Source organism: Paenibacillus tabacirhizosphaerae (genome assembly GCF_040812395.1).
Taxonomy (GTDB): domain Bacteria; phylum Bacillota; class Bacilli; order Paenibacillales; family NBRC-103111; genus Paenibacillus_E.
In genome coordinates this window covers 14,748-26,778 of sequence record NZ_JBFNXH010000005.1, presented here as the reverse complement: position 1 = coordinate 26,778, position 12,031 = coordinate 14,748, and the positions used below count along the sequence as shown (strand labels likewise).

Here is a 12,031-nt window from a genome sequence, read left to right as displayed (position 1 = left end):
AGATGGATAAGAAAATGCTGCAGGAGATGGCCGAAACTTTCGGCACGCCATTATATGCCTACGATGGTGAAAAGATTGAATCCCAATATCGTTTGCTAAAAAGCCAATTGCCGGAATCGTTTGAAGTATTTTATTCTCTGAAATCCAATCCGCTTCTGGGTGTTTGTCAATTGTTCAAAGAGTTTGGGAGCAGGATTGAAGTTGCTTCGTTAGGCGAGCTTCATGTCGCACTGGAAGCCGGCTTTGAACCGGAGCATATTATTTTTACGAGCCCAGGCAAAACGTACGAAGAACTCCAGCATGCGATTAGGGCAAACATTTACAGCATCAATATCGAATCTTTGGAAGAAGCGATTATCATTAATGAGATTGCGAGCCAAGATAAGAAATCGGTTCGTATCGCGATTCGAATCAACCCGAACTTTAATCTTTCAGGCGCAGGCATGAAAATGACTGGAGTGCCTACGCAATTTGGCATTGATCAATCCCTTGTAGGAGAGGCGATTGAACGGATTCAGTCACTTCCTTTCGTCAATTTGTCAGGCATTCATATATTTACAGGTACGCAAATGCTTGATGCGAGCAGTATTGTCAAAAATATAGAAGAAATCATTAAGCTGTCCATTTCGCTCTCTGATACGTATGCATTCCCACTGGACTTTTTGGATCTCGGAGGCGGATTCGGCGTACCGTACTTTAATGGAGAACAGCCTCTGAATACGGATCTGGTCAAAGAGGGGCTGACCGAGGTATGGGAAACGTATCGGGACAGGCTTGCGAACACAAGGATGGGCGTGGAGAGCGGAAGATTTCTAATGGCCGAAGCCGGCGCATTTCTAACGAAAGTGCTGTATGTCAAGGAAAGCAAAGGTACGCAATTCGTTGTGTGTGACGGAGGCTCCAACCAACATGCTTCAACTGCATTCCTGGGAAGATATGTCAGAAATAATTTTCCGATGTATCTGCTGGGCAAAGAACATGATGAGTTGGAAGAAGTCAATGTTGTAGGCTCATTGTGCACACCGACCGATGTCTTGGGCCAAAAAGTTAATTTGGCAAAAGCACTTCCAGGCGATATCCTCGTCATTGATAAATCAGGGGCTTACGGGTTGACGCACAGCCCTGTTCTCTTCTTGAGCCATTCGCTGCCGGCAGAAGTCATGCACAGGAATCAGCAGTTCCACGTGTTAAGGGAACGCGGAAAACCGCAAGATTTCCTCCGAGGCCAGCATGCTATAGGAGGTCTCATAGGCGAGAAGGAGCGTGAAATCAGTGTCTTATAACGTGGACATTTACTCGGAAATACCCGCGAATGAGCAATTTCAGCCTGGTAGTGAAGAAATCTATTTGCAATCGATTATTAAAATTGCGCAAAACACGGAAGCGTACGGGCTGAATGGTTCGCTGCTGTATTATAATCATCAGATTCTCGATCCATGGACGCTTGCGATCACAATCGCTCAGCATACCCGCAAGCTAATTCCGCTAGTGGCGCTGCAACCTTATACGATTCCCCCTTTTACCGCAGCTAAAATCATACAATCGATTGCCTACATATTTGGTCGCCAAGTAAACCTGAATCTGATAGCCGGGGCCAAAGAGCAGGAACTGCAGCAGATCAATGATCGCACAAGCCACGATTCTCGTTACAAACGAATCTCCGAATATACGGATGTGCTGAATCTATTACTGTTTTCCAAGAGACCGGTCTATTATGAAGGCGAATTCTACCAGATCGGCGGACTGCAGCTGGAACCGACGCTCCCCGAACATTTGAAGCCGAAGTTATTTATGTCGGGTTCTTCCGATGCTTCGATTGAAACTGCACATCGGATAGCGGATATCGCTATTACACATCCCGGGCCGATCGATCAGTTTCAGACGTTTGTTCAGCAGAAGTTCCCTGCCAAACAGATTGATCTTGGCATGAGAATTGGCATTATTGCCAGAGAAACGAAGGATGATGCGTGGGATTATGCATCGAACAAATATCAAATAACGAAGAAAAGCGAGCGGCTCACTTTGCTGAAAACGAAGTCGGAGTCCGTATGGAATAAGAACATGGCTGTTCTAGCAATTGAACAGGAGCTATATGACGATGTGTACTGGCTCGGAGGCTTTAAAAGCGGCGCGGAATTCAATCCGATTTTAGTTGGGAGCTATGATGACGTTGCTGACTACTTGCTGAAATATTTGGAGCTTGGCGTAAACAAGTTCATTATTAATAACCTATCGGAAGAGCAGGATTTTGAGCATATTGAGCGGGTTTTCAGACGCACGCGATGACGTTGGTAGGAGAAGGGAGAGTATGCAATAATGGCGGATACGTTTCACTTAGTCAACTATCTCACGACGCAGCGGGATAAGGGCATCCTCATATGGCTGCTAAATATTGGTGCGGAGAAATATTGGAACCGTGTAAGCGCTGGTGTCGTTGATCAGAACGAAGATATGCTTGTAAACCGCGTGGAAGAAATGAATTTGCTATTGTGCCGCGAGCAGGATGTCTTGATTCTTAGGAAACTGCCGGATGTGAGCTATTTGAATGCGCTGCAGGAGCTTGGCTTCTCAATTCCGCGTATGCTGATCGTTGAAGGGGACGATTTGTTGACGCCCATTTCGGAGCTTGTTTTACAGGATAAAGGCCTTCAACAACAATTGATAGATATTTCCTCGGAGCGTGAAGATGTATACTTCGTGCCGTATGCGGTGACCCGTTTGGAGGAACAAATTGCAGAAAATTGCGGTCTCCGTCTAATCGGTGCTTCTTCGGAGGTTAATGCAGCCGTCAATGATAAAATATTCAACCGAGAAATCGCTGAGCGGCTTGAGCTGGAGGTTTGTGAAGGCAAGATTTGCGCCAATGTGCAGGAGATCAGGGAGGAATATGATAGATTAGTAAGCAGTTCGCCTGCTTTCGAAAAGGTAATTATCAAAGAGCCTCATGGAGCATCGGGCAAAGGTTTATATATCATTGATAGTGAGGACAAGCTATCTTCTTTACTGGGCAGATTGGCTCGATCATCCCGAAACAATCCGGATAGTAAATGGCTGGTAGAGGGATGGTATCAGAAAGAAGCGGACGTGAATTACCAAATCTATATCGCGCCGGACGGCTCTGTCGATGTGTTTTCCATTAAACAACAAATACTGCGGGATACGGTTTATATCGGATCCAAAGTCCCGGCAGACCTTAATGACGATACGCTGCAAGCATACAAAAGCTACGGTGAAAAAATTGGCGCCTATTTGTTCGGAATGGGATATACAGGTGTCGCCGGCATTGATTCCATCATTACAAGCGAGCACACGATTATCCCGATTATTGAAATTAACGGCAGATTCACGTTGTCAACCTATATCTCGTTTATCGCTCACGTACTTGAAGAAGGCAAAGTGTTCTCCCGGTATTTGAAAGTGTTGTCGGAACAACCCATTGCGTACAAGGAATTGAAAGAAGCCTTAGAAGAGAACGGCATCTTATATGATCGTAAAAGTGGTGAAGGCGTGATCGCCTATACATCGGGGACCTTGCCGTCCAGACGCGATGCGGGGAGCGGAAAATATACAGGCCGCTTGTTTGTTTTGATCATAGCCAAGGAGTGGGACACCAACGAACGTTATAGCACTAAGCTTGAAGAGGTAGTCGACAGCTTATCGAATCGCCAGTCATTATCTACCACATGATGGAGGTGTAAAAGCGATGTCCAAGGAGTTGCCCATTCAAATTCCGCCAATGAAATGCTGGCAGTTTTCTGCGTTTCCCCTTGCGATTCTAATGAATCACGAGAAGAGCTGGGAGTGGATCTACTGTAACTATATTCAAGTATCGACTCATCAAAATTTTTTGACGCATCCGGTCCCATTTGCCTTTTACGAATTGGATTACGCTTATAATCCTTGGTTAAAGGTTCAGCGGTTGGATAGAGGGATTTTCCCCACTTTTCGGACTTCGATTGTGGATTTTGTGAAGGATTCATTGAGCCTCGGACATTATGTATATTTAAACCTAGATGAATTTTACGTGCCTAACCGTGTTCCTTACCAGAAATTTAACCGGACACACGACGTTCTTGTCTATGGTTTCGATGATGAACAGGAAACATTTAATCTTCTTGGCTATAATGAGAGGCTGATATTTGATAAATCGGTCATAAGTTTTGCAGAATTTGAGAAAGGGTATCACCATTTGGATCATATTCCGAACCCTTGCGAACAGATTTATCTCTATCAATTTAATGAAAAGGGCACGTTTACCTTTGATATTAAAGTGGTCATTGAGGGATTAGAGGATTATTTGTATGCGCGAGATAGTGCGGCCAAATACCGACTCCTGGCGGAGCCAGAGTCAACTATAATATTTGGCATGGATACTTACCCGATCCTCCAATTGTATATGGAGCATTTGTTGCAAAATCCGGACGGGTACGTCGACCTGCGCTATGCGCATATGTTGTGGGAGCACAAGCACTGCATGTCGGAAAGAATCCAATTCTTGATTGAACGCGGTTACTTGGACCGGGAAGCTGGTTTTTACGAGAAGTTTAAGGAGATTGAAAAAAGCAGCGAGTCAGCTAGAAATATGCTGATTAAGTTTTATAGATCCAGAAATAAAGATAATTTGCATGCTGTCATACAATTGCTGAACCAAATTAAGCAAAATGAGTATGAGCAGATTCATCGTGTAGTCGAGTCGCTTAAGACGCTGCCTGTTATCGTTTAGGGAATGTGGAATAGTTTAAGCTCCAATTAGTTGACGGGGACTCCTTGAAAAATAAAGAGTCCCGGTCTTTTTTTTCAGAGCAGCAGTTGTTTCCGCAAGTTACCGGCCAAAGAGCCATTCTCCATTGACGTTTAGAATTTCTCCAGTGACGAAGGATGCATCTGGTGATACCAAATAAAGGACAGCTTCTGCGATATCTTCGGTACGGCCGGCGCGTGCCGCTGGCGTTTTGGGCAATGACTCTGTTCAGCCGATCCTCGGTTAAACCATTCTTGAAAAATTTCGTGTCAATGATTAGTCCAGGCGCGATCGCATTGACTGTGATGCCTTCTCCGCTCAATTCGCGTGCCGAAGCATAGGTGAGCCCGTGCAGGCCGGACTTCGCCGCCGCATACGCCAATGATCCCGCACCGCTGCCGCCGCTGAATGCTGCGATTGAACTGATGTTCACGATTCGTCCGCCAGGACGGGTTAAATACGGAGCGACAGCCGCCGTCATGAGGTAAGCGCTTGTTAAATTGGCGGCGATGACCTCATTCCAAGTCGTTTCCGTTTCATGGGATAGGGTTTGTGTGGTTACATTGCCACTTGAACCTGCATTATTGACCAGAATATTCACATAGGAGGTCCACTCGGCGACCTTTCTGATAAGCGATTCCACATCTGAGCGATCACTAACGTCGGCCTTGATCCAGCGAGTGCCGTTACCCAAATCTTCAGTGGCCGCTGCAAGAGCTTCCTCTCCTCGCCCTACGAGGATGACCAAGACTTCTTGCTGAACCAGCTTCCTGGCAATTTCGAAGCCGATTCCGCTGCTGCCGCCTGTGACAATGGCGATTCGATTAGGGGTCATAGTTAAATCCTCCTCCTAACAATAGACTCGGATTTTATTGTAGAATGGGAGAAATAAGAAGTGAAATATCTTTTTTGTATGGCTGTAATAAGCTGATCATATGATTAAAGGGGATTGGACATGGAGCTTAGACAAGTCAACTATTTTATTGCCGTTGCAGAGGAACTGCACTTCGGTCGAGCCGCGTCCCGTGTCGGAATCGCACAACCCGCACTAAGTCAACAGATCATTCAACTTGAACGAGAACTCGGTGGGAAACTTCTCATTCGGACTAAACGCAGCGTCAAGCTCACAGAGGCGGGGCAACTTTTTTTGGATGAGGTGAAAGTGCTGGCTGCTCAATCGGATCATGCCATCCAAACCGTAAAGCGGGCGCTCTCAGGCGAGAGCGGAACACTAGCTGTCGGTTTCGTTGAGTCAACAGTTTGGGATATCCTTCCACAAGTTATCCGGGCGTATCGTGCTTGTTATCCTGAGGTCGACGTGAATCTGCACACGCTGAACTCATCTGCACAAATCCGCGCCCTTCAGGATGGAAGCCTTTCGGTCGGAATCGTAGGCGTGCCGTTGGATCAGCCGGAACTGCAATTTCACGTGATCCGGGAGGAATCCGTTCGGATTGCGTTGCCGATTGATCACAGGTTGGCCGACAAGCCTGAAATCGCAATGTCTGATCTGGAGGGAGAGCCTTTTATCTCAACAACAAGAGAGACTGGCACCGCCTATTATGATGCCATGATCCATATATGCATGAAAGCCGGAATAAGCCCGCACATTATACAAACGGCAGTCAATATGGTTACGGTGTTGTCACTGGTATCTTCCGGAATGGGTATTGCCATGGTGCATGAATCGGCTGTTCATTTGAGAAATGATATCGCTTATAGGCCAATTCAAGGCGTAAATGAGCCCGTGTACCGCATTTCTCTTGCTTGGAGGAAGAGGGATATTTCGCCGATCCTGCAAGGTTTCTTGAACGTCATTCTCCCCATGTATCCACTGTCGGATATTCACAAAAGCAGAGGGGACATTGTACGAACTTAAGTTTACTTGTAGCTTGTTCTGCTTTGCATTACCTTGTTTCACAACACTGTTCTTTGTCCATACTGCATAATGTTAGCCACTATACAAGCAGGAGGGCATTTGGACGATGTTGGCTGTTCATCAACGTATGGCAGAGTTATGGACTTTGCGCAGAGCGAGGGAGTTGTCACGAACGGAGCAGGATGAGCTGATGCTGTGTTTGGAAGCGAATGCGACCTATGTGTGGAGCCGATTAAAACTAGAAAATTTATCGCTTTGCGCATCGCTCACAGGAGATTATGATTGGCTGCATGAAATATGTGAACGCATCGAAAAGCTTGAGCCTAAGCACTGACCTGGCGATCGGTGCTTTTTTCCTTTTCTGTGGGGAAGTGGACGAGTATAATAGGATTAGTCATGTTTGGGGAAAAGGAGAATATCGCATGTTAAGCTCGTTCAAGCAATGGGGGAGCCCTCCTCACCGAATGCTGCTCCTAGGCATTCTTCTGTTCGCAGCACTACTGTTTAGGCTAATCATAGCACCTGTCTGGATCGGTTACGAAACGGATGTGCAAACGTTTTTAGCGTGGTCAGACCGCGCCTATACAGTGGGTCTAACTGGTTTGTATTCGAATGCTAAAGACTATTTTCTGGACTATCCACCCGGGTATATGTACGTGCTCTATTTGGTCGGGCTGCTTCACCACAAGCTTGCTATTCCGTGGATAAGCAGCGAATCGTTGTTGATCTTAAAGCTGCCAGCAATGATGGCTGATTTGGCAAGCGCGTTCATCGTATATCGGTTGGCTATAAACGCGAGGGCAGGCGCCGGATTGTGGCTGCAAGCATTTGGATTGGCTGCTTTGTTTGCGTTTGATCCTGCGATTTGGGTGAACTCGGCGATTTGGGGGCAAATTGACTCTTTTTTTATGTTATTTATTTTGGTTACATTCTTATTGCAGCAACAGGGAAAGCTGCCTCAAGCCTCGGTATGGATGGCTTTATCGATTTTGTTGAAGCCTCAGGCGTTGTTGTTCGGGATCTTTCTGCTTCTGGATGTCGTCCGCAAACGGAGCCTGATGACTTTCCTGTTAAGCGTTCTGAGCGGAGCAGCGACAATCGCTGTGTTTGCGCTTCCATTTTCGATGGGAAGAGGATATGGCTGGCTGATTGAACTGTATTCAGGTACACTGGCGTCCTATCCGTACGCTTCGCTCAATGCCTTTAATTTGATGGCCCTCCTAGGCGGCAACTTTATTGAGATGACGAAAGGGGCAGGGCCCATTTCCTATCAAATGATAGGCTGGGTGCTGATGGCGCTAGCGATTGTATACACGAGTTATTTGTACATACGAAGCAAGGGACAACGCGGTGCATTATTGTATATCGCTTTCCTGTTTATAACGGCTGTTTTCATGTGCATGACCAAAATGCACGAACGTTATTTGCATTACGGGCTGCTGCTGGCGCTTACAAGCTTCATCTACCTCAAAGATCGAAGGATTTTATGGTTGTTTATTGGATTTAGCGTGACTCACTTTGTCAATTTAGCGGATGTGCTCTCGCGCAATTTTCACCACGATTATCACATTCCGCGTTATGATTCGTTGATGCTAATGACATCAGCTATAAATGTGATTTTATTCGTTTATGCATGCTTATTGGGATGGAGGCTTTTTGTGGGATCACGATCACAACAACAGGAACCTGCGAAAGACAGGAATGCGCAGCAGCCTGAAATCAATAAGTCTTCAGTTTCCGAACGGTGGAAAGCTATGTTTAATCCGAGAGAAGACGGTGTCGAGCGGAGCGGCAAGGGAAGATTTTTCTCGAAAAAAGATATGATCTACGTTGGCGCACTAGTGCTTGTATATACACTTATTGCTTTGTTTCATCTTGGTGGACACAAGGATCCAACAACTTTCTGGAAGCCGGCCAAAGCCGGGGAAGCCGTCATCGCCGATCTCGGCGGGTCACATACCATTACAAGAATTAACAGCTTTGCAGGTGTTGGAGAAGGCTCTTATTCCTATTGGTTTTCACAAGATGGGAAAACATGGAGCGATCCGATTGCGGTGAAATCCGATCATGCGAAGGTATTAGCATGGCATACGGTAGAACCTAAGCATGACGCGAGATACGTGAAGATCACGATCGATTCTCAGGAAAACGCCGCGCTGCATTTACATGAAGTGGGCATTTTCGGAGATGGAGACACATCGGTTCTGCCAGTGGCTCAGGTAACTGAACAAGAAACGAACGCTAACGATGAAGGGAAACCTGCCCTTCTATTCGATGAAGGCAGCGTAGTGCCTTACACGCCTACCTATATGGAAGGCTCGTATTTTGACGAGATCTATCATGCCAGAACCGCATATGAACATCTGCATCAAATTGAACCTTATGAAAGCACGCATCCGCCGCTAGGCAAGATTCTCATCTCGATTGGGATTTATGTCTTCGGCCTGAATCCTTTCGGATGGAGAATCATAGGCACTCTGTTCGGTGTCGGCATGATTCCGATCATGTATGTGTTCGCGAAGCGAATGTTTGGGCGTTCGGAGTATGCGTTTATCGCTGCGTTTCTCCTTACGTTCGATTTCATGCACTTTGCGCAGACGCGAATCGCGACGATTGATGTATATGGCGTGTTTTTCATCATGCTGATGTTTTACTACATGTATCGCTATTCCATGCTTAGTTTTTATCGGGAACGGCTTTGGGCGACACTGGTGCCGCTGGGGCTTTCCGGATTGTTTTTTGGGATTGGCGCCGCTTCCAAATGGATTGTCATTTATGGAGGCGCAGGGCTCGCGCTGCTGCTGCTTTTATCGCTGCTGGAGCGTTTCAGCGAGTACAGGTTTGCAGGCAAATTGCTGAGCGAAGATAAGGCCCCGGGGGGTGGGGAATCCCGGGGGACATCCCTATCAAAAGCTGGGCGCCTGCCGCTCACGGATGGTGAGCGCGACCGGCTGCAGCTCGTGCGGAAGCTCTTCGCCAGAAACACGCTGCTTACCATCGCTTGGTGCGTGCTTACATTTGTCGTTATTCCGCTTGGCGTCTATACGTTATCCTACATTCCGTTCATGATGGTTCCTGGGCCGGGGCACGACTTGAAGGATGTCGTTACTTACCAGGTGCATATGTATAACTATCATAAGGATCTCGTGGCGACGCACCCATTCGCATCCCCGTGGTGGGAATGGCCGATGATGCTTAGGCCGATCTGGTATTATCAAGCGAAGCTGATGCCGGAGGGGATGCTATCCAGCATTATATCTTTCGGGAATCCGCTGGTTTGGTGGCCGGGATTCGTTTCCGTTGTGCTTTCGTTTTATGTGGTGTTCCGCCGAAAAGATAAAAAGTTGCGCATGCTGCTCATCGCGTACTGCTCACAATATTTGCCGTGGATTTTGGTGCCAAGGCTAACGTTCATTTATCATTACTTCGCGATGGTTCCGTTCCTGATCCTTATTTTGACTTACTATGTGAAAGAGTACCTGGAGGAAGGTCCGCTCCACAGAAGAAAATATGTATATGGTTATCTGGTTGCCGTGTTCGTGCTATTCATTCTGTTCTATCCGATTTTATCCGGGATGATCATTCCTGCTAAGTACTCGTTCTTCCTGCGTTGGCTGCCCGGCTGGAACTTTTTTTAATGAATGGGAGTTGACGATCCCAAACAGGAATGATAAAATAATTCCAAGTGATTTACTATGAATTAAATCATGTCGACCGGATAGCTGGAGACTCCCATCCCTTTGCAAGCAAAACAAAGGCAGAGGAGTCTTTTTTTTCAAATATAATTTATAAATGGAGAGTGGATGACATGGCAAAAGTGGTTATTATTTCAGGAAGTCCGACACCTACGTCCCGATTGCACGGGGTTATCGAAGTGGCTAAAGCTGAATTATTGCAAGCCGGCTTGGAAGTTGAATGGATCAAGGTTCGCGATATTCCTGCCGAGGATCTGTTGTATGCCAAGTTCGATAGCGAAGCTATCGTAAATGCAAATGCCGCAGTCGCTGGAGCAGACGCCGTATTCGTGGCTACGCCCGTATACAAAGCGTCCTACACAGGCGTGCTGAAGGCGTTCCTCGATCTTCTCCCGCAAAAAGGGCTCGATCGCAAAATTGTGCTCCCGCTCGCAGTGGGTGGCACAATCTCTCATTTACTCGCCATTGACTACGCGCTTAAGCCCGTATTGTCCGCGCTTGGCGCACAGAACATTCTTCAAGGCGTATACGTGCTTGATAAACAAGTGACATGGGGCGATCAAGGACAAGCGATTCTGGACGACGAAATTTCCGAACGTCTGCATGAGTCGGTGACGGAATTCATTCAAGAAATCAAGTGGCATACAAGCCGCTAATTATAGCCAAATGGAAAGAGCCGCTGCTGGTATGTTTTACTAGCGGCGGTTTTTTGCGTGCTGGTCGATCCTGGTCATGGTATAATACGCATACAAGTCAACAGTTCGATTTATAGAATAGGAGCGATTATTTTGTCCGAAACATCTTCTGGATCTGTGCTGCTTGTCGACGGCATGGCTTTATTATTTCGCGGCTTTTATGCCACTTCGTCCAGCGGTTATATCATGAGAACTGAATCCGGCACGCCGATTAATGGTGTTTATGGCTTTCTCAAATATTTGCTTGATGCGATTCAAACGTTCAAGCCTACTCACGTTGTTTGCTGCTGGGATATGGGGAGCAAAACATTTCGTACCGAGAAATTTGACGCTTACAAAGCAAATCGTGGTCCCGCACCCGATGAGCTTATTCCTCAGTTCGATTTGGTGAAGGAAGTGACAGCAAGCTTTAATATTCCGAATGTCGGAGTGACCGGCTTCGAAGCGGATGATTGTATTGGGACTCTGGCACGTACATACCGTTCTCAAACCAAAGTGCAAATTCTGACAGGCGACCATGACATGTTACAGTTGGTTGATGAACAGACGGAAGTTATTATTATGAAAAAAGGCCATTCAAACTACATGGTATACACGCCTGATACGTTGTTAGAGGAGAAGAGCTTAACGCCGCCGCAGATTATCGATCTGAAGGGCTTAACCGGGGATACAGCTGACAATTACCCAGGTGTAAAAGGGATTGGCGAGAAGACCGCAACGAAGCTGCTGGTCGAGTATCAGAACATTGACGGCATTTTAGAAAACTTGGCCGCTCTGCCTAAAGGAGTTCGCGCTAAGATTGAAGCGGAGCTTGACATGCTGCATCTTTCACGCGATTTGGCAACCATTCGCCTCGATGCGCCAGTGGCATGCGCGCTGGAAGATTGCGAATGGGCTATGGATCGGGACAAGGTGATCAGTAAATTCGAAGAGATCGCATATAAAGGCCTGATGAGGCTGATCAGCTAAAGCTAAACGAACATGGTTCTAGGAATAGGAAAGGGACAGACCGCGATGGTTG

The 12,031-nt window shown here is 46.8% G+C and carries 10 protein-coding genes; 9 read left to right on the top strand and 1 reads right to left on the bottom strand.

Going from position 1 to position 12,031, the window contains the following annotated elements:
- Positions 1-2 precede the first annotated feature (2 nt).
- Genes ABRS97_RS10810 through ABRS97_RS10795 form a run of 4 tightly spaced genes read left to right on the top strand, consistent with a single transcriptional unit; the run spans position 3 to position 4,723 of the window.
- Positions 3-1,283: a type III PLP-dependent enzyme gene (locus ABRS97_RS10810; protein ID WP_367813695.1), complete on the top strand. Its 1,281-nt coding sequence runs from the start codon at positions 3-5 to the stop codon at positions 1,281-1,283.
- Positions 1,273-2,286: an LLM class flavin-dependent oxidoreductase gene (locus tag ABRS97_RS10805; RefSeq protein WP_367813693.1), complete on the top strand. Its 1,014-nt coding sequence runs from the start codon at positions 1,273-1,275 to the stop codon at positions 2,284-2,286. The genes ABRS97_RS10810 and ABRS97_RS10805 overlap by 11 nt, the downstream gene beginning before the upstream one ends.
- A gap of 30 nt (positions 2,287-2,316) precedes the next feature.
- A complete protein-coding gene (locus tag ABRS97_RS10800; RefSeq protein ID WP_367813692.1) occupies positions 2,317-3,687 on the top strand; it encodes a peptide ligase PGM1-related protein in 1,371 nt (456 codons plus the stop codon).
- Positions 3,688-3,703: 16 nt separating this feature from the next.
- Complete coding sequence (locus ABRS97_RS10795; protein ID WP_367813690.1) at positions 3,704-4,723, top strand: hypothetical protein; 1,020 nt, start codon at positions 3,704-3,706, stop codon at positions 4,721-4,723.
- Here the strand turns inward: ABRS97_RS10795 and ABRS97_RS10785 are convergent.
- Positions 4,713-5,576 carry an SDR family NAD(P)-dependent oxidoreductase gene (locus ABRS97_RS10785; RefSeq protein WP_483312443.1) on the bottom strand — a complete coding sequence of 288 codons (864 nt, stop codon included), beginning with the start codon at positions 5,574-5,576 and terminating at the stop codon, positions 4,713-4,715. The genes ABRS97_RS10795 and ABRS97_RS10785 overlap by 11 nt on opposite strands.
- A gap of 120 nt (positions 5,577-5,696) precedes the next feature.
- Between ABRS97_RS10785 and ABRS97_RS10780 the strand changes: the two genes are divergently transcribed.
- From ABRS97_RS10780 to ABRS97_RS10760, 5 genes are all read left to right on the top strand, one after another.
- A complete protein-coding gene (locus ABRS97_RS10780) occupies positions 5,697-6,620 on the top strand; it encodes a LysR family transcriptional regulator (RefSeq protein ID WP_367813688.1) in 924 nt (307 codons plus the stop codon).
- Positions 6,621-6,726: 106 nt separating this feature from the next.
- Positions 6,727-6,954 carry a DUF7667 family protein gene (locus ABRS97_RS10775; protein ID WP_367813686.1) on the top strand — a complete coding sequence of 76 codons (228 nt, stop codon included), beginning with the start codon at positions 6,727-6,729 and terminating at the stop codon, positions 6,952-6,954.
- Positions 6,955-7,042: 88 nt separating this feature from the next.
- Positions 7,043-10,258, top strand: a complete 3,216-nt coding sequence (locus ABRS97_RS10770) for a glycosyltransferase family 39 protein (protein ID WP_367813684.1) — start codon at positions 7,043-7,045, stop codon at positions 10,256-10,258.
- Between the two features lie 170 nt (positions 10,259-10,428).
- Complete coding sequence (ssuE, locus tag ABRS97_RS10765) at positions 10,429-10,971, top strand: NADPH-dependent FMN reductase (RefSeq protein ID WP_367813682.1); 543 nt, start codon at positions 10,429-10,431, stop codon at positions 10,969-10,971.
- Between the two features lie 132 nt (positions 10,972-11,103).
- Complete coding sequence (locus tag ABRS97_RS10760) at positions 11,104-11,979, top strand: 5'-3' exonuclease (protein WP_367813680.1); 876 nt, start codon at positions 11,104-11,106, stop codon at positions 11,977-11,979.
- Positions 11,980-12,031: the final 52 nt, after the last annotated feature.

Coding starts and splice junctions, on each gene's coding strand:
- ABRS97_RS10810 (WP_367813695.1), top strand. CDS start 3: ATGGATAAGAAAATGCTGCAGGAGATGGCCGAAACTTTCGGCACGCCA.
- ABRS97_RS10800 (WP_367813692.1), top strand. CDS start 2,317: ATGGCGGATACGTTTCACTTAGTCAACTATCTCACGACGCAGCGGGAT.
- ABRS97_RS10795 (WP_367813690.1), top strand. CDS start 3,704: ATGTCCAAGGAGTTGCCCATTCAAATTCCGCCAATGAAATGCTGGCAG.
- ABRS97_RS10785 (WP_483312443.1), bottom strand. CDS start 5,576: ATGACCCCTAATCGAATCGCCATTGTCACAGGCGGCAGCAGCGGAATC.
- ABRS97_RS10780 (WP_367813688.1), top strand. CDS start 5,697: ATGGAGCTTAGACAAGTCAACTATTTTATTGCCGTTGCAGAGGAACTG.
- ABRS97_RS10775 (WP_367813686.1), top strand. CDS start 6,727: ATGTTGGCTGTTCATCAACGTATGGCAGAGTTATGGACTTTGCGCAGA.
- ABRS97_RS10770 (WP_367813684.1), top strand. CDS start 7,043: ATGTTAAGCTCGTTCAAGCAATGGGGGAGCCCTCCTCACCGAATGCTG.
- ssuE (WP_367813682.1), top strand. CDS start 10,429: ATGGCAAAAGTGGTTATTATTTCAGGAAGTCCGACACCTACGTCCCGA.